16 protein-coding genes are annotated in these 17,656 nt (G+C 66.4%); 6 read left to right on the top strand and 10 right to left on the bottom strand.

Going from position 1 to position 17,656, the window contains the following annotated elements:
• Window positions 1–32 precede the first annotated feature (32 nt).
• Window positions 33–863 (bottom strand): oxidoreductase, encoded by an 831-nt coding sequence (locus GRI40_RS05880; RefSeq protein ID WP_160610481.1) that lies wholly within the window; start codon window positions 861–863, stop codon window positions 33–35.
• The gene (locus GRI40_RS05875) at window positions 860–2,098 is read right to left on the bottom strand and encodes a hypothetical protein (protein ID WP_160610480.1); all 1,239 of its coding nucleotides are present in this window, start codon (window positions 2,096–2,098) and stop codon (window positions 860–862) included. The genes GRI40_RS05880 and GRI40_RS05875 overlap by 4 nt, the downstream gene beginning before the upstream one ends.
• A gap of 162 nt (window positions 2,099–2,260) precedes the next feature.
• On the opposite strand from GRI40_RS05875, the gene GRI40_RS14080 reads away from it, so the two are divergent.
• A complete protein-coding gene (locus GRI40_RS14080; RefSeq protein WP_160610479.1) occupies window positions 2,261–3,157 on the top strand; it encodes a helix-turn-helix domain-containing protein in 897 nt (298 codons plus the stop codon).
• On the opposite strand, the gene GRI40_RS05865 is transcribed toward GRI40_RS14080, so the two are convergent.
• The 4 genes from GRI40_RS05865 to GRI40_RS05850 all read right to left on the bottom strand — a co-directional run bounded on the left by GRI40_RS05865 (window position 3,080) and on the right by GRI40_RS05850 (window position 6,761).
• Window positions 3,080–3,649 (bottom strand): EthD domain-containing protein, encoded by a 570-nt coding sequence (locus GRI40_RS05865; RefSeq protein WP_160610478.1) that lies wholly within the window; start codon window positions 3,647–3,649, stop codon window positions 3,080–3,082. The genes GRI40_RS14080 and GRI40_RS05865 overlap by 78 nt on opposite strands.
• A complete protein-coding gene (locus GRI40_RS05860) occupies window positions 3,646–4,794 on the bottom strand; it encodes a sulfotransferase family protein (RefSeq protein ID WP_160610477.1) in 1,149 nt (382 codons plus the stop codon). The genes GRI40_RS05865 and GRI40_RS05860 overlap by 4 nt, the downstream gene beginning before the upstream one ends.
• Window positions 4,795–5,485: 691 nt before the next feature.
• Window positions 5,486–6,304: a hypothetical protein gene (locus tag GRI40_RS05855; RefSeq protein ID WP_160610476.1), complete on the bottom strand. Its 819-nt coding sequence runs from the start codon at window positions 6,302–6,304 to the stop codon at window positions 5,486–5,488.
• Window positions 6,305–6,377: 73 nt separating this feature from the next.
• Window positions 6,378–6,761, bottom strand: coding sequence for a hypothetical protein (locus GRI40_RS05850; RefSeq protein ID WP_160610475.1), 384 nt, complete (start codon window positions 6,759–6,761; stop codon window positions 6,378–6,380).
• Here GRI40_RS05850 and GRI40_RS05845 point away from each other — a divergent pair.
• Window positions 6,712–7,290, top strand: a complete 579-nt coding sequence (locus tag GRI40_RS05845; RefSeq protein ID WP_160610474.1) for a hypothetical protein — start codon at window positions 6,712–6,714, stop codon at window positions 7,288–7,290. The genes GRI40_RS05850 and GRI40_RS05845 overlap by 50 nt on opposite strands.
• A gap of 458 nt (window positions 7,291–7,748) precedes the next feature.
• On the opposite strand, the gene GRI40_RS05840 is transcribed toward GRI40_RS05845, so the two are convergent.
• Window positions 7,749–8,276 (bottom strand): SixA phosphatase family protein, encoded by a 528-nt coding sequence (locus GRI40_RS05840; RefSeq protein ID WP_160611449.1) that lies wholly within the window; start codon window positions 8,274–8,276, stop codon window positions 7,749–7,751.
• Between the two features lie 6 nt (window positions 8,277–8,282).
• A complete protein-coding gene (locus tag GRI40_RS05835; RefSeq protein WP_160610473.1) occupies window positions 8,283–11,015 on the bottom strand; it encodes an ATP-dependent DNA helicase in 2,733 nt (910 codons plus the stop codon).
• A 209-nt stretch (window positions 11,016–11,224) separates the two neighbouring features.
• Between GRI40_RS05835 and GRI40_RS05830 the strand changes: the two genes are divergently transcribed.
• Both GRI40_RS05830 and GRI40_RS05825 read left to right on the top strand, forming a co-directional pair.
• Window positions 11,225–12,856: a lysine--tRNA ligase gene (locus GRI40_RS05830; RefSeq protein ID WP_160610472.1), complete on the top strand. Its 1,632-nt coding sequence runs from the start codon at window positions 11,225–11,227 to the stop codon at window positions 12,854–12,856.
• The gene (locus tag GRI40_RS05825) at window positions 12,856–13,410 is read left to right on the top strand and encodes a DUF1003 domain-containing protein (RefSeq protein WP_337190545.1); all 555 of its coding nucleotides are present in this window, start codon (window positions 12,856–12,858) and stop codon (window positions 13,408–13,410) included. Before GRI40_RS05830 ends, GRI40_RS05825 begins: the two co-directional genes overlap by 1 nt.
• 7 nt (window positions 13,411–13,417) lie before the next feature.
• On the opposite strand, the gene GRI40_RS05820 is transcribed toward GRI40_RS05825, so the two are convergent.
• Window positions 13,418–14,086 carry a prolyl hydroxylase family protein gene (locus GRI40_RS05820; RefSeq protein WP_160610470.1) on the bottom strand — a complete coding sequence of 223 codons (669 nt, stop codon included), beginning with the start codon at window positions 14,084–14,086 and terminating at the stop codon, window positions 13,418–13,420.
• Between the two features lie 98 nt (window positions 14,087–14,184).
• Between GRI40_RS05820 and GRI40_RS05815 the strand changes: the two genes are divergently transcribed.
• Window positions 14,185–14,739, top strand: a complete 555-nt coding sequence (locus tag GRI40_RS05815) for a cytochrome b (protein ID WP_160610469.1) — start codon at window positions 14,185–14,187, stop codon at window positions 14,737–14,739.
• 84 nt (window positions 14,740–14,823) lie between these two features.
• Here the strand turns inward: GRI40_RS05815 and GRI40_RS05810 are convergent, their stop codons facing one another.
• On the bottom strand, window positions 14,824–15,798 hold the full coding sequence (locus GRI40_RS05810; protein ID WP_160610468.1) for an RcnB family protein: 975 nt from the start codon (window positions 15,796–15,798) through the stop codon (window positions 14,824–14,826).
• Between the two features lie 307 nt (window positions 15,799–16,105).
• Here GRI40_RS05810 and GRI40_RS05805 point away from each other — a divergent pair, with 307 nt between their 5' ends.
• A complete protein-coding gene (locus GRI40_RS05805; RefSeq protein WP_160610467.1) occupies window positions 16,106–17,563 on the top strand; it encodes an alpha/beta fold hydrolase in 1,458 nt (485 codons plus the stop codon).
• Window positions 17,564–17,656: the final 93 nt, after the last annotated feature.

Here is a 17,656-nt window from a genome sequence, read left to right as displayed (position 1 = left end):
TCTCATCTGTTCTCTCCCGTGCTGCCAGGCCGCTAGTCAAAATTGGTAGAGGAGCTCCATTCGCTAAATTGCTCCATCGAGGCTTGTTTTTCGGCCATTCGAGCGGTGATCGCGGCCAACGCGTCGGGACCGGCGATCAGCTGCAGGGGGGGCGCCGCCATTTCCGCGAGCTTGACCACCATCTCGGCGAGCTTGGCCGGGTCGCCGGCCTGCCTGCCGTCGACCGATTTGACCAGCTCCATCCGGGCGTGCACGCCATCGCGGTAGTCCTCGATGCTCGCATCGCCCGTCGTGAGCGAACGACCCGAGAAATCGCTCCTGAACATGCCGGGGGCCAGGGCCGTTACGCGAATGCCTAGCGATTCCACCTCACGCGCCAAAGCTTCGCTCATGGCTTCCATGGCAAATTTGCTGGAGCTGTAGAAACCCGTCGCGGGGTTCGAAATGCGGCCCGCAAGCGAGGAAATGTTGATGATGCGTCCCGAACGCGCCGCTCGCATCGCTGGCAGGACGGCCTGGATGAGACGCAGCGCACCGAAGAAGTTTACTTCGAACAAGTCCTTGACCTTGGCCTCGGACCCTTCCTCAATCGACGAGATGTATCCGTAGCCCGCATTGTTGACGAGCACTTCCACGTTGCCCGCCCACTCGCGGGTGACCTCAAGGGCGTCACGCACGGATTCGGGTCGCGATACGTCGAGCGCGATGGCTTTCGCACGATCTCCGAAACGTTCGACGATATCGGCCACGTCACCCGGCTTGCGCGCGGTAACCGCGACGCGGTTGCCCGCCTCGAGCGCGGCGATGGCGATTTCTCGCCCGATGCCGGTGGAGCATCCCGTTATGAGCCAGGTCGCACTCATCCTTCGGCCACCCGCCAGAGATAGCTTTCAGCGCGCGCGCGTTGCTGCTCGGCGCGCTCCTCCGGGGTCACGGTCCTGTGGCCTTCGCCCAGTTCTCTTGGCAGATCGGCCAAGTCGACCACGCGGCCCTTCGCGCCAAATCCCTCGCCCGGGCGCCCGTCTGCGAATTCAGCCCAGCGCAGCGTGAGGATGCCGGTTCCCATGTCGCATGGATCCAGCCAGTTCCACACCCCCGGATCGCGCTTCGACAGGACCAGCGTTAGCGTGTCGTCGCCAGCGTTATCGACTTGCGTCAGGTTGAGGCTCGACGTGCGATGGACGATATCGTTGGTCGTGCCCCAGATATTGGTGATGGGGGCGAGGAAGTATCCGGCGCCGCCCAGGCCGACCTCGATGATCATCGCCCGGTCGTCGCCGACGTCGAAATGCCCCATGACGTAAATCTGGTTGCGGAGCGCGCCGTCGCTGTCTCGATCGATCGTGAAATCGAATGCATTGACGCGCTTCTCCGTCGCCTGCGCATTCCAGCGCATCGTGTTGTCAATGTTGCGCGTCAACATCTCCTGCGCGGCGGCAACCTGCTCGTCGAACGTGGCAGCGGGTTTGGCCGGTGCGCCCCCGAGCGGTTCGATCGACAGTTCGTTCGGACGCTCAGCGCTCCAGTCGGCGATCACGTCGCGAATGTAGAACTCCTTGGCGCCGGGTGCGGAGCGGATGTGGTTTGCTCGATCGCCAGCCGGATCGCTGTCGACGAAGATCTCGAAGCGGCCATCGGCATCCAGGGTGAGCGACTTGCCGTCGAGGACATCGACGGTCCCCATGCGGTCGTCCCACAGCGTGAAATAGTTTTCCGATAGGCGCGGTTGAGAAACCCGCCCGCGAATAACGTACCGCTCGTCGCCGCTGATCGGAATGACGCGGTAGACAGAATCGGGGTTATCGAGGCCCCAGCGCGAACCCGGAATGTGTTGCCCGTCGAGCTGATGCGGAATCCGGCTGATGGTAACGACCGCCGGGCGTTCGGGATCGGAGTTGAGCGACCAGATAATCGCCCCGAAAACGACTTCGTCGTACTTCGTCTCGAATGCTTCGCGCATTTCCGCGTTGGGCTGCGCCTTCTCCAGCCAATACTTCCGCCGGTCCTCGATGACCTCCTGCATTCGCGGATCGGCAAGCACACGCAGAGCGAGCTCCTCGAATTCGGCCTGCTCGCGCGTCGCAATCGGGTTACTCACACACCTCTCCCTCGAAATGGCACAAGCAGACTATCGGATCGCAACGCGGTCGCTATCGAGGAGTACAGTTCACGAATGTCAGATTGTCGCCAGAGCGACATTTCCGGTTCGACACCGCTCCGCCCGGCAGCTACGAAAAGGAGGCAAACCGGAGATGCAGCAGTGGCAGACGACGCTCGGTATCGCGCTACCGCCAGGATTCGACTGGACGGAATCGAGGTCGAACACCTCCAGCAGGACGCGGGCAGCGGTTATCGCCGGTTCCATCAGATATCGAAGCCGACGCTCGTATACATGCTGCCCACGAGCGATAGGGCCGCGCTGGGTACGTTTGATGATCCAGTTTCGCACCGCTCGTTCCGCCCGTTCGGCTCAGTCCTTGCGCTGCCGCCAGACACGCCACTGCACGTGTTCTCTCCTCCGAGTGGACGGCGCGAAATGATCATCCTGCGCTTCGATACCGAAGTATGGCGCCGCATGCCGAGCATTGCCCAGGCGCTCGATACCATCAGCTTCGATCGGTGGGCCGATATCCGTTCCACCGGGCTGCAGGATACCTTCACCCGGATGTCGATCGAAATAGGCCGCAGGGATCTGGCCCAGGCGACCTTGTTGAGCGGACTGGCGCTCGTCGCGCTGGGCGAGCTGGTCAGGCACCTTGCCAGCCAGCCCTCCTCGCGCGGCATGCGGCTGGCGCCGTGGCAGTTGCGCCGCATGGAGACCCGCGTGATGCAGGAAGGCGCGCCGCCCGAATTGGCGGAATTGGCGGATATGTGCGGGATCAGCGGGCGTCACCTGATGCGCGTGTTCAAGGCTTCGACTGGCGAAACAGTTATGGGATATATCGATCGAGTGCGGTTCGAGCGCGCTCGTCAGCTGCTCGCATCGCAGATCCCGATCAAGAGGATATCGTCCCAGGTCGGCTTTGTCAGCCAGGCCAGCTTCGCCCATGCCTTCCGGCGACACTTCAACGTGACGCCGTCAGAATTTCGCCGTCACTTGCGGTCCCGGGGGTCCTCCGCCGCCCTCGATGCGCAGGACCTCGCCGCGGCCGAGTAGTTCCCAGCCAGACGGCAGCTTCAGCCGATGCGCCGCGGGTACGAACCCGATCGCGGTGCACGGAAGCGGGCGGGCATCGAAGGGCTCCAGCCAATCGAGCTGCCCCTCGGCCTCGCGGACCACCTGCGCCAACGCCTCGCGGTCACCCGCTCCGCTCATCAGGATGGCGCTTTGCTCGCCTTGGGCACTTCCTGTCGTGGACGGCTCTGCCAGCGCCGCACGATTCCGGGGCTTGTCCATGAAGCGCAGTTCGTCGTCACGAAGCTCGTCTCCCGCAGCCCCGGCCATCGCCTGCGCGACCGTCACGCCATCGCTCCAGAATTCGGGCAGCGATGCGAACCCGAGCAAGTCGCCCGAGAGGACATGATTGCGACGATAGCGCTCGAAGCCCAGCAGTCGCGACGCCAGGGGTGCGTGGGTCGTCTCGTAGTAGGTAACGAACTCGCGCTGGGTCATGGCCGGCGGGCGCGCGATGAAGGCAATGCTCTTCATTGCGGACTATCGATGAACCGCTCCCTGTATCGCGAGAAGCGCTCACGAATGCGATCCTCGGTCAATCCGAACTCCTCGACCGAGTACTGGTGCGGCGGACGCTGCCCGCGGCTGTTACCGGCCAGCCACTGCCGCATGGCGCTTTCGGCGCCCGGCACACTCACTTGCGCGCGCTCGAGGATTTGCAGACCTTCGCTTACGGGATCGGCAAGCAAGTCTTCGTATCGCACATCGTGAAACCGCCCCTCTCCGAGCGTCGCCCGCATGTCGAGGAACGTGTCGAGGAGGGTTCCGAGCCGCTCAAGCCAGAAATCGCCGATTTCGCGCGGATCGTAATTGCCCGTCGCCTGGTAGAACTGGGATGTCAGACTCGCGAAGGAAGGCAGAATGTCGACCGGATCGCGATGAGTCATCACGATGAGGGCGTCGGGAAAGGTTTCGGCAACGGCGTCAAGCGCCAGCAGATGCCCGGGCGTTTTCAGGACCCACTTCAGACCCGCGCGCGAAGGCTCCTGCCATTGCCACGACTGGAGGATTGACCGCAGCTCGGGATAGACTCGTTTGCGGCTGTGTCGCGTGAGCCAGTTCGAGAATTCGGGAACGAAGTAGGTTCCCTCGATCTGCAGGCTTGAGAACAGCAGCCCCATTGCAGGGATTTCCTCATCCGCCGCATCGACGGCAAGAGGATGTATCGAGGGCAATTCCGGCATCGCCGCGAGAATCTGGTCTAGATAGGCCTGCGCCCATTGCTTCCGAACCGTATTGTGGCCACGCTCTTCGCCTGGGAAAGGCGCGTAGTTCTGCGTCTCGAACCAGATGGGCGCGGTCAGCGCCGGGGTGGCCGCGAGCATCCGGTGAAGCAGTGTGCTGCCGGTGCGGGGAAGGCTTGCAATGACGGCGGCAACGTCGATTCTTTCTTCGAAGATCTCCGGATTCCGCTTCAGTAGCTCGATATGGCGCAGGCGATTGTCGAACGCCTGTGCGACCATCATTGTGGCCCCTTCCAGGCCGGCCGCGCTCAAGCGTTGATCGTTCTGCAAGACACGCAGAAACTCGCGGCAGTTCTCGAGCGGCCATTCATCACCGAAGTCCGCCAGTCCGGTACGCCTTCGCGCTTCATCGAGCAGATAGGCACAATCAATCATAGGCAAAACACCGCGTGGAGCACTACAGCGATTGTATCGGCCTAGGGTTGAACGGCGCAAGGCGTGGCAACCGCCCGATTGTTGCTAAAGCGCCATAGGGATAGAGTTTCGTACAGCGTTGGCAGAGGGCGCTCGCACAATTCTCCCGCGAGAAGCCTGTTTGCGCAGAGCGCGGGCGTTGGAACGATTACGCGGCTTTGAGCACCGGCTGCTTCCGACTGTTCTGACAAGTTACTCGCAATGATCGGACAGTCAGCTACGCCGATCTGCCGAGGAGGCTTGGAGGCCTCGTCCTTAGCATACGATTTGCGTGCGAAATTCGGACACGGTGTCTGAATTTGTTGGTCAGATCGTAGTTCAGGCTGTGTGGTATTGGTGCGTGGGTTGATGCGCATGACAAGCCTTTCGGAGAGGCGATCGTGCAGCGTGGGGGCAATATCCGGCCCGCAATACTTTCATGACTCGCTTCTCTCGACGGTCGATGCGGTAATGCCCGGCAGCGACGGTTGAGCGCTTCCTTGAGGCAAGTCAGGCCGCCAACGGCTGGCGGTGGGGAGCGCGGTAGGGCGGATTTATGGTCGCGGTTCGCGAAGGCAAGCATTTTATGTCAGCGCAGGGCAGCGAACGGAATTGCCGCGCAGCCCTTACCGCCCCCCCGCCAACCGATGCGGCATAATCGTTTCACCCTCATTCACGCAGCCCGGTCGAGACCCACACTCCCGAACCCGGCGATCGCCTGGAGCAGCTCGGGGCGGTAGGGTCGCAGCTGGGATACCCGGTCGACTATCGCGGCATCGACGGCGGCGCGCGTCCCCTTCAGTTGCCCCGTTGCCAGCAGCCAGCGGACGAGCACCATGGCTTCGATCGTAACGTCGACCTCGCAGTGCTGGCGGACTGCGGACCACCGACCACGCTCAGCGACCTTGCCCAGCTCCCTCTTCGTCATCAGCTTGGCGGGCAGCCCCTGGGCGTGGGCATACTCGTTGAGGTGAACGTTCTTCGCCTTCCCGCACAGCAGCGTGCACAGGTCGATGCGCCCGTGTTTCCAATGCGGGTCACCGACCGAAGGTGGCAGTGCGATTCCTTCGCGCATCGCAATGGCCAGGAGTGAGGGCAGGTCCTTGCACTCCCCACCCCAGGTCACCGGCATCGCGCCAGGGCGGGCGGCAACGAAGGCACTGAAGGCCTGAACGAGGGCGGCTTCGGTCATCTCGGGCCGCGACCAGGTCTTGAGCGCCTCGACCTCCACTGTGCCGGAGGGCAGGACGGCGATCGCCAGGGCGACGATGCAGCCAACCCGGTGGAACGGCCAGCGCACTTTGAAGGCGTCCCCGGCATTGTCGTTGACCGCCTGCTGTTCCCCCGCGTGACGGTCGGCGCGCTCCTGCCCCACCCGATCATAGACGTATTCAATGTCGAAGACGATGTATCGCCGGGGAGAGGTACGACGCGCGGTGAAGGCCTTGGCTTCGCCTTGAAGCCGCGCCTCGAGGTGCTCGAGATTTTGCATGGATGGTCTCCAGATGCGCCGGGGCCGCGCGATGGCGGCCCCCGGCGCGTGTCAGGTTGTGGGTTGCGTCGGATCAGGCGCCCGACGGGCCCGTGACGGTCGCTGGCAACAGCTGCCACTGAGCGAACAGCGCGTCACTCCAGCGATGCCACGCGGCGACCGCCTGCTGGTGGAGATCCGGCTCGAAGCAAACATCCGCGATGGCGAGGGCCGCACCGCCCGCCATGCGGGCAAGATGGGCGACCATCATGGCCGGGTTGATGCTGTCGGGACCTTGGCGGACGTCGCTATTGCCGGCCCTCGAGACGGCGTACATCCGCTGGGCCCGGAGGTTGCGGGTGCGGGCTTCCTCCAGCTGCGGATGGGTGGTGATATCGATCGGCGGACGGGCCAGCATTGCTTCCAGCTTGTCGAGCAGCGCGAGCGCGGGCGCCTGGTTAGCCGCTTCGATCGGCAAGCGTCCCAGGTTTGTCATCATCCCGGTCAGGTCGGATCCGGGCGCGCGGCGCGAAGAGCCTGACGCCGCCGATGGCCGGCGCGCGATCGACCTCGCCGTCGCGCCGAGCGGCTCGGTCATCTGGATCGAAGGCCGCGAATATACCGAGTACCAAACGCTCCTGCCGATCGAATGCAAGCGGCTCCCAACTCCCACGGGCCACAAGCGGGACGAGCGCGAATATCTCTACAGCCGCTTCAGCACGACCGGCGGCGTGCAACGCTTCAAGGCGGGACATCACGGTTCGTCGCACGATCGGGCGGCGATGATCGCCTACGTGCAGGAGCGAGACATCCCTTCGTGGGCGGTCCAGCTCGACGACTGGATCGACGGTCTCGAAAGCGACGCCGTCGAGGGCTGGTCTGCCGCCGACAAGCTGTCGCTCCTAGAGTATGATCCGCCATCGCGCGTGGCGGGCCTCGCTTCTGCTCACCCTCGCAGTTCGGGGCTTGCAGGTATTCGGCTCGATCACCTCTGGATCGAAATGTAGTGCGGTCGCATCGCTGGCATGAAGCTCACCTTGACCAACGGCCGCTTTCGGCGAGCCGAAGGGAGATTCCGGTCAGTCTTCAACGTCCAACACCCCGGTCATTCACGTGCCGATTTCTGGCTTGGTGAACGAAGGGCAACTTGGGCTAGGCCGGGCTTATAAGGAGACGTTCCGGATGGTCCGACATAACTGTCGCTCCGAGCGTATCCGAGTGGCGTCCGCTTTCGAGTTCCTCGAACTGGTTGCCGAATGACAGAGTTGGGGGCGCAAGGCGGACGTCAGCGAGGTTGACTGACGAAAATTCGCCAATGATTAGAGTGCCCATCTTCGTCCCTCATCGGGCACCAGCACTTCCCTTCATCCGCACGATCCGCACGGCGATTCCCAACCGGGCGATCGGTGAAGCGATACCTGCGCCTTTGTCGATGCTATCGCGCCCGGCGCATGGGAGCCGTTCCCTAGTCCTCAGGCCCCAGCGCCGGGTCGAGGTCGCGGGGGCGGGCGAAATGGATCAGCTTTCCGCAGTCCCTGGCAAGTCCCGCCCAGTCGTCGATCGCGAGTTCGAGCATGGCGAACGTCGCCGTGGGGAACTTGACCGCCGCTTCATCGAACAGGTCGTTCTCCGCCGACGGGGGGATCAGCGCCAGCAGCAGGTCCTGCAGGCCGGGGTTGTGGCCCGCCAGCAGCACGGCGTCCGCCGGTCCGGCGCCCTTCAGTACTTCGAACAGGGTATCGATGTCGGCGAGATAGACGCGTTTGTCCCATCGGGGTTCGGTGCCCGGGATCGCTTCGGCGAGGGTCTGCTGCACCCGGGCAGCGGGGCTGGCGACGATCGTGCCCCAGGCCACGCCGTGATCGCGGATATGCGCGCCGATCAGCCGCGCTCCGCGGCGCCCGCGATCGTTAAGGCCGCGATCGAAATCGCGCATGCCGATGTCGTCCCAGTCGGACTTCGCGTGGCGCAGCAGGCCGAGCAGCTTGGGCAGGTCAGGTCATCCTTCGGCGGGCGTGGTGACCGGGGCGATGGCACCGTTGGCGAGCCGATGTAAAGCCTCATCGAGCGTGCAGCGGACTACGGGCGTACCGGCCGGGAAGGCGCCGAGCAGGCGGCTGGGGAACGCGGGCGACAGGACGATGAAGTGGCCGCGATCCTCTTTCGAACGGATCAGCCGCCCGAACGCCTGTGCCAGCCGCGCGCGGATGATCCGGTCGTCATAGGCCGAACCGCCGCCCGCCGCCCGCCGCGCGCGGTGGAGGATCGTGGGGCGAGGCCATGGCACCTGTTCCATCACCACGCAGCGCAGCGAATGGCCCGGCACGTCCACCCCGTCGCGCAGGGCGTCGGTGCCCAGGAGCGAGGCGGCGGGATCGTCGCGGAAGATGTCCACCAGCGTGCCGGTGTCGATCGGGTCGACATGCTGGGCGTAGAGCGGCAACCCGCTGCGGGCGAGCCGGTCGGCGATCCGGCCATAGACCGCGCGCATCCGCCGGATCGCGGTGAACAGGCCCAGCACGCCGCCGCCGCACGCCTCCACGATCCGGCCGTACGCACCGGCGAGCGCGGGAATGTCGCCGCGCTGGATGTCCGTGACGATCAGCACTTGGGCCCGCGCGGCGTAGTCGAACGGGCTTTCCGCCTCGGTCAGCCGGGGCACGGCTTCGATATGGTGCGCGCCGCTGCGGGCGATGGCCGCGTCCCAGTCCGGCCCGTCCTTCAGCGTGGCGCTGGTGAGCATCACGCCGTGAGCGGGCTCAAGGACCACTTGCGCGAACGGTTTCATGGGATCGAGCCAATGGCGATGCAGCCCGACATCGAACTCACGCGCGCCTTCGGCGTGATTGGGACTGCGGTCGACGGCCAGCCAGTCGATATACTCGGGATCGCCGGGACCGCCCAAACGGTCGAGCAACGCCTCCCACGCCGCCAGCAGGTCGCAGCGCCAGGCCAGCGAGTGGCGCGCGCCTTCGATCCGGGCGCGGCCCTGCGCGTCCAGCCAGTCGGGCGGTTCGGCCATGATCGCCTCCAGCCGAAGGCCCAGGCGCAGCAGGGGCGCGCGGATCGCGGCAAGGGCACTGGCCGCCTGCCCCGCCAACTCCACGATCGGCCCGTCGAGCCCCGCCGCCTCCGTCTCGATGCCATAGCCGGCTTCCTGCCCGCCGCTTTCGTCCCGCGCGTATGTCACCGCGCGCACCGCGCCGAGGAGAGCCTCGACCGGCCCCGCCGGCGTGCCTTCGACAAGGCGTTGCAACCAGCCATCGGCGGGCAAGGCCTGCGCCGCTTCGACCGCCGCTTCCACGGCCTTGGCGCCGGGTTCGTCATAGCTTGCGACGTCGGCGAGCCGCGCGGCCAGCCCGCGGCGGCGACCGCGCGACTGCTTCTCGGGCCCCAGGATCCAGCGCCGCAGCTCGATCGCCTCGGCCCCCGTGAGCGCGGCGGAGAACGTGCTGTCCGCCGCCTCGAACACGTGATGCCCTTCGTCGAACACGATCCGGGTCGGGCGCTGGGCATGATCGCGCCCGCGCGCGGCGTTGACCATCACCAGGGCGTGGTTGGCGATGACGAGATCGGCCTGGGCGCTGGCGCGTGCCGCGTGTTCGATGAAGCACTTCCGGTAATGCGGACACCCGGCATAGACACACTCGCCCCGCTGATCGGTGAGCGCCGCGATGCCGCGCTTGCGGAACAGGGTGCCGAGCCAGCCGGGCAGGTCGCCGCCGACCATGTCGCCGTCCTGGCTGAACGCGGCCCACCGGGCGACAAGCTGCGCCAGGATCGCGGCGCGCCCGCCAAAGCCACCCTGCAGCGCATCTTCGAGGTTGAGCAGGCAGAGGTAGTTCTCGCGCCCCTTGCGCACGACCACCGGGCGCGATCCGTCGGCGCGGCGCTGCGGCCAGGCGCGCCCGCTTTCGCGGCGGAGCTGGCGCTGCAGGTTCTTGGTGTAGGTGCTGACCCACACCGTGCCGCCGGACTTCTCGCTCCACAGGTGCGCCGGGGCAAGGTAGCCCAGCGTCTTTCCGATCCCGGTGCCGGCCTGGGCCAGCAGGACGTGCGGTACCCCGCGCCTGGGGCGGGGTGCGAACACCGCGCCGGCGGATCGGGCATAGATTCGCTGCCCTTCGCGCTGTTCGGCGCCTTCGCCGGTCAGCCGGGCGAGGCGCCCTTCCACTTCCTCCTCCTCGATCAGAACGTGGCCGGGCTGGGGCCGCTCGGGCGCCTCCTCCCATTCGGGCAGGCGGGCGAACAGCCAGCGTTCCGCTCGCTCCGGCTTGCGCACGTGGGGCAGCAGGACCTGCGCCCATGGCCAGCGCATGCGCAGCAGCGATTGCAGGGTGGACCAGGCGCCCTCCCGCTCCGCCCAATCCTCGCCTTCGCAGGTCGCGATCAGGGTGCCGGCCGCGTGTTGCAGGAATGCGGGGACGGCGTCGTCGCCCGCCGGTTCGTCGATCCCCAGCGCATGGGCCAGGCCCCGCGGCGTGGGAACGGCAAACCGCGCGGGATGGACGAACGCGAACAGTTCCAGCAGGTCGAGACCCGACAGGTCGGGATAGCCGAGCCGGCTGGCGATCAGCGGCGCGTTCAGCAGCAGGAGCGGCGTATCGGCCGCCGCCGTCACCGCCTCCCCCTTGCCGCAGCCGCGCGTGGCGCCGCGGTCGCGCAGCCAGGTGCCGGCGTGGCTGGCGTGCAGCGCGGGAAGATTGAGCGACACGGTCACGCCGCGATCCATGCGAACACCGGAACGAAAAGTAAACACGGCGCTGCCCAGCTGAGGAAGAATGCCGGCACCCGCACGCCGCCGGAACACCGCGATCGGCCATCTCTCAGGCGGGCTGCACGGGTTAGCCTGCTTCCACCAGGACAGTGTGACGGGTGTCCCGCGCCCGCCCCGGCGGGTTGGTGCTTGCCTCCACGCCGGCTTTGCGAAAAGGAGCGGCCATGACCGATACTGCCCTGATCGAAGCCGCCCGCGTATCCAAGGCCTGGCCGTTCGAAGAGGCGCGCAAGCTGCTGAAGCGCTACCCCGAGGGCCGGCGGCCGGACGGCAAGCCGGTCCTGTTCGAAACCGGGTACGGGCCTTCGGGCCTGCCGCATATCGGCACGTTCCAGGAAGTGCTGCGCACCACGCTGGTCCGCCGCGCGTTCGAAGCGATGATCGGCGCGCACCCGGATGATGGCGCGACGCGGCTCGTGGCCTTCAGCGACGATATGGACGGCCTGCGCAAGGTGCCCGACAACGTGCCGGGCAAGGACATGCTGGCGCGGCACCTCGGCCTGCCGCTCAGCCGCATTCCCGATCCGTTCGGCGCCGGCTTCGACAGCTTCGCCGCGCACAACAACGCGCAGCTTCGGGCCTTCCTCGACCGGTTCGGTTTCGCGTACGAGTTCGTGTCGTCCAGCGAGATGTATAACTCGGGCGCTTTCGATGCGGCACTGAAGACGGTCCTGCGGCAGAACCAGGCGATCCTCGACATCATGCTGCCCACCTTGCGGGCGGAGCGGGCGGCATCGTATTCCCCGGTGCTGCCGGTCAGCCCCACGACCGGCGCGGTGCTGCAAGTGCCGGTCGAGGTCGTGGACGCGGATGCCGGCACGATCCGCTTCACCGATACGAACGGCAGCGTGGTGGAACAGTCCGCGCTCGGCGGGCTCGCCAAGCTGCAGTGGAAGGTCGACTGGTCGATGCGCTGGGTGGCGCTGGGCGTCGATTACGAGATGTACGGCAAGGACCTGACGGACAGCGGGGTGCAGTCCGGCAAGATCGCGCAGGTGCTCGGCGGCAGGAAGCCGGAAGGGCTGATCTACGAGCTGTTCCTCGATGCGAACGGGGAGAAGATCTCGAAGTCGAAGGGCAACGGCCTCACGATCGAGGAGTGGCTGGCCTACGGCAGCGAGGAAAGCCTGGGCTTCTATATCTTTCCCAATCCGCGCAGCGCGAAGAGCCTGCATCCCGGGGTGATCCCGCGCGCGGTGGACGATTACTGGCAGTTCCGCGGCGCGCTGGCCGATCAGCCGGTGGACAAGCAACTCGGCAATCCGGTGTGGCATCTGCTCGGAGCGACCGACCCCGAGCGAGGCGGGGCGGGGGACACCTTGCCGGTCACGTATGCGCTGCTGCTCAACCTCGTGGGCGTGCTTGGGGCGATGGCCACGCGCGAACAGGTCTGGTCCTACCTCGGGAATTACGTGGCCGACGCGGACCCCGCGGCGCACCCGGCGCTCGACGCGCTGGTGGACCGGGCGCTGGCCTACAACCGCGATTTCGTGGCGCCAGGCCTGGTGCGCGCGGCACCTGCGGCCAACGAGGCCGCTGCCCTGCGCGCGCTCGACGCCGAGCTGGAGAGCGCGGAACCCGGCACGTCGGCGGAGGACCTGCAGACCATCGTCTACGAGATCGGCAAGCGCGAGGAGTTCGGCTTCGCATCGCTGCGGGACTGGTTCCAGGCGCTGTACCGCACCCTGCTGGGCAGCGATCAGGGCCCCCGCATGGGCAGCTTCATCGCGCTCTACGGCATCGCCAACACGCGCCGGCTGATCGCCGAGGCGCTCGCCAGGGCCACGGCCGCGTGATAGGCGCCAACGATCCCGAGGTCCTTGCCCGTGAGCTGCTCGGGCGCGAACTGGACGAGCTCGACGCCGAAGAGCAGTCGGTGATCCGGCGGGTCGCTTCGGGCAGCTACGAAGGGCTCGACGCGGCGGAGGCGGCGCAGCTCAGCGCCACGTTCGGCGAACGGCTGGCGGACCGGGTGGCGGCGGTCGGCGGCAGCTGGGCCTTCATCCTGTCGTTCGCGTTCGTGCTGCTGGCGTGGGTCGTGGTCAACAACGGCGCGCTCGAGGCGGTCGGCCTCCCGCCGTTCGACCGCTTCCCGTATATCTTCCTCAACCTGATGCTGTCGATGCTCGCCGCGATCCAGGCGCCGGTCATCATGATGAGCCAGAACAGGCAGTCCGCGAAGGACCGGATCGCCGCTCGCCACGACTACGAGGTGAACTTGCGCACCCAGCTGGAAATCATGCGCCTGTCGACCAAGCTCGACCGGATGGTCCACTTCGCCATCCGCGAGGCGAAGAAGGCCGACGAGGCCATTTACGAGGCAATCGAAGACGCGAAGCCGGCCGGCTGACCGCCGCTCAGCCCCACTTGCGCGTGCGGTACCACTTGGTGAGGACGTACTTCACGCCCGCTTCCACCGGGGTGCCGGCGTGGAGGGTGTTCTCGTTCGGCATGCCATCGGGCAGGGCGTTGTTCCACAGCATCAGGACGCCGGGTTTCGGTTCGACCTTCGCCCCCACTTCCACGAAATGGGTCTCGCCACCCTTTTCCACCGAGTTGAGGAAGGCCATCGCCGTCCAGCTTCGCTGCCCGCCGCGCTTGCGTTCGCCCTTCCAGTAATCCTGGTCCGTATAGAACCAGTCGTTGTGGGGCTTGAACTCCTGTCCCGGGAAATAGCGCTGGCCCTGGATGGTCTCGCCGCAGATGCCGTTGATGCCGATGAGGTCGTCGATCCGCCGGCTGACCGCCATCACCAGCGGATCGTACGGATCGAGATCGCCGGAATAGGACGTGCGGAACCCGCTGGAGTAATCCTGGTCGTAGAGCGAGCTGGGCCGGGCGACGGTGTCGATCATGCGGATCAGCCGCTGGCATTCGGTCGGGCGAAGGAAATCGCCGACCGCATAGATTTCCGCCTTGTCGGTCGGCACCTTGTAGATGCGGGGATGGTCGGCGAGGCGCTTGCGCACGGTTTCGCCCACGCGGCGCAGGGCGTCCTTGTCCGGAATCACAGTGGTGCTGGCCATGGCGCGACTGGTAGCAAGTCAACCGATGCGCGCAAACCCGCTTGCGGCGCCGGGCAGCGTTGATAGGGTCGAACGCGCATACGACAGGGGAGAACACGATGCGGGCGGAACAGGGCAGGCGGTATTCGGGCGTGGCGATGCTGTTTCACTGGGTGATCGCCGCGCTCGTCATCATGAACTGGCAAATCGTGGAGCGCGCGGGCGATCTCGACGGGGCGCTGCGGGGCACGGTGATGGGTTATCACAAGGCCTGGGGCATCGTCATCCTCACCCTGTCGCTCGGCCGCCTCGCATGGCGCCTGACGCACCGCCCGCCGCCGTTTGCGTCGACACTGAAGCCATGGGAACGGGCGCTGGCGAAGACGGTGCACACGCTGTTCTATGTCCTGCTGATCGGCCTGCCGCTGGGCGGCTGGATCGCCAATTCCTATATCGGCAAGCCGATCGACTTCTTCGGCCTGTTCACCATCCCGGCCTTGCCCACGGGGACCAATCCCGACCTCGGCGGATCGATTTTCGATCTTCACGAGACCGGGGGCAAGATCCTGCTTCTCCTCATCGTGCTCCACGTCGCCGGGGCGCTGAAGCACACGCTGATCGATCGCGACGGCACGCTGTGGCGGATGCTGCCGTTCGGGACGCCCAGGGGCTGATCGCACGAAGAAGAACCCCCGCCGACCGGAGTCGACGGGGGCTCGATTATCCCGCGCAGGCCACTCAATCCCGCACGGAAACGCTTACCAGAAGAAGTCGTACACCACGTCGACCACTTCGCCGGTGTAGGTGTTCACCAGCAGGGCATCGTCGTAATAGCGGATCCAGCGATAGGGCCCGTACGCGGCCGGCAGGCGGTACTGCCACGGATCGTTGATCCAGTAACGGCTGCCGAAGAACAGGCTGTTCAGGCTGAAACCGATGCTGACCCGGTTGTAGCGATAATTGCTATAGGGGGCGTAATACCGGCCAAGGCGATAGATGTTGCGATTGTAGTTGCGATAGCCCTGCCAGTCGTAGCGATTGTCGCGCCGCCAGTCGCGGCTCCACGAACGGTAGTTGTTGTCGCGGTAGCTGCCGTTGCGGTTCCCGTCGCGCCAGCCGTCCGTGCGCACGCCGTCGCGATAGCCGCTGCGGTAGGCGTCCTGCTGCTGGCTGCGGTCCCGGTAACGATCGGCCTGCCGCCCGTCGCGATAGCCGTCGCGGTAGGTCTGGTTACGCGTGCGATCGGCATAGGACCGGTTGCGATCCCACGATCCGGTGGTTGCGGAACCGCCGCGGCCGTCCCACCGCTGCGTGCGATCGGCACCCTGTGCCCGGGCGCGAGCCTGCGCCTGAGCCTGAGCTTGCGCCTGAGCCGCGCGTGCCTGGCCCCAATTGCTGCTGCTGTTATCGCTGCGGTTCCAGTCGCGGCCCTGGCGCGCCGTGCCGGTATCGCTGCGCCGGTCGCCGCGGTTCCAGTCCCGGCCGCTGCGCTGCTGTGCGGACGGCGCGCGGTACTCGCGCTGCTGCTGCGCCGACTGACCGCGATACTGGCGTTCGGGGGCGCTGCGCTGCTGGCGCGCCTCGCCCTGCGACTGGCGTTCGGCCTGGCGGGCCGCACGCCGCTGCTCGCGGTCGGAATCGCTGGACTGGGCAAACGCCGGAGGAACGCTGGCGATGGCCAGCGCGGCCAGCGCGGCGGCACTGCCGGCGCGAAGGAGAGACTTCAATGACATGGGCATACTCCGATGAAGAGCCGCCCCACCACCTGCGGCCGTCATTAACGAATCGTCGATTAGTTCATGTCGGCTGTCGCATATCTGAATGAAAGCGGGTCACTGGGCTCATCGGGTGAGCGCCGGCGAGCAGGTCGCTGGTGACCGAGCATGACACCGGCTCCGCGACCGGATCGTGCGGGCGGGCACCCCGGCCACAAGGCGGATGGCAGGCCACCGGCGCGCGCGCACGATCGCCCCGCTTTTCCCGTTCCGCGCGCCGACAAAGTAGGATACTTTTCCGGCATCGTAACGTGGGGGGAAGTCCATGTTTCTCGCAACGCTCGCCGCCGCAGCAGCCGCTGCATTCCAGCCGGCGCCCTGCGGCCTCAAGGATGTTCCCCCGGATTACGAACGCAAGCACGCCGTCGAATGCGGGTGGGTGACCGTACCGCGCGATCATGCGGAACCTGCGGCGAAATCGATACGGCTGTGGACTGCCCGGATACGCGGCACTGGGCCGGAACCGCGCGGGGAGCCGGTCCTGTTCATCAATGGCGGCCCCGGCATCGCCACGGTCGACAGCATGCTTCCCTATCTCGAAGAGAGCAAGGCATCCGCCCTGCTGCGGGAAGGGCGCGACCTGATCCTGTTCGACCAGCGCGGCTCCGGCCGGTCGGAAGAAGCGCTCTGCCCCGATCTCGCCAGCGATCTGAATGCGATCGCGCTTCAGGGCCTCGGTCCCGCAGCGCAGAGCGGCCGCGAACGGGCGGCATTCGCCGCGTGCCGGGCGAGCCTCGATGCCGCCGGTATCGATCCCGGCGCCTACAGCACACGCGCCACCGTCCACGACATGGAGGCGATTCGGCGCGCATACGGGATCGAGCGGTGGAACCTCGCCGGAATATCCTACGGCACGCTCGTCGCGCTCGATGCGATGCGCACGACGCCCGCGTCCATCCGGTCCGTCGTCCTGAATTCGCCTTATCCGCCGAACAGCGCGGCATGGGCCGAACAGCTTACGACCGTCGGCGCGGGCTTCGCCGCGATCGACCGCGAATGTTCCGCGCAGCCCGCCTGCCGCGGCCGGTTCGGCGCGGTGGGGGCGAAGCTCGACGAAACGCTGGCCCGCCTCGAAAAAACGCCGATCGCGGATGGCGAGAAGCGGATCACCGGACGGCAATTCATGCGCGCGCTGTGGCCGCTGGCGGTGCGCTCGGTCACGGTGAAATACGTGCCGCTGGCAATCGACCGCGCCCATGCGGGGGACGATGCCCTGGTGAAGAAGATTGTCGCGGCCTTTGGCGGCGGGGACAGCTTCGGCGATTATTCCCCGGCCCAGGCGCACGCGATCATGTGCCCGGAAAGTGGCCGTACCGCCGACTGGTTTGCCCGCGCGCGCGAACGGTTTCCCGTCATCGCCGGCGAAGACCCGGACGACAACTGGGACACGCTCTGCGCAGCGTTCCGGCCGGGGTTCGTAGATCCCGCCTTCTTCGCCCCAGTGGCCAGCGACATTCCGACGCTGGTCTATTTCGGCACGTTCGATCCCGCGACGCCGGAAATCGACGCCTACCAGACCGTGCGCCTGCTCAGCCGGGCGACCCTGGTCGAAGTCCGCGGTGCCTCGCACGGGCCGATGGTGATGGACGACTGCACGCTGGGCATCGCGCGGACCTTCCTCGCCGCCCCGGAACGCGCGGTCGACAGGAGCTGCCTTGCCGCCCGCCCGCCGATCGCGTTCGCCACGGACGGGCTCGACGCGTTGCTGGCCGGGACGGAGTGAGCGTTTCGGGGGCGGGGTCTCTCGCTCCCCGACGAAATCACGCCTTTTCCACAAGCCGCACGCTGGACCCCCCGGCCGACCCGGGTTGACGAG

This window comes from Tsuneonella aeria (genome assembly GCF_009827495.1).
Classification (GTDB): Bacteria; Pseudomonadota; Alphaproteobacteria; order Sphingomonadales; family Sphingomonadaceae; genus Tsuneonella; species Tsuneonella aeria.
This window is presented reverse-complemented; position numbering and strand designations above follow the sequence as displayed.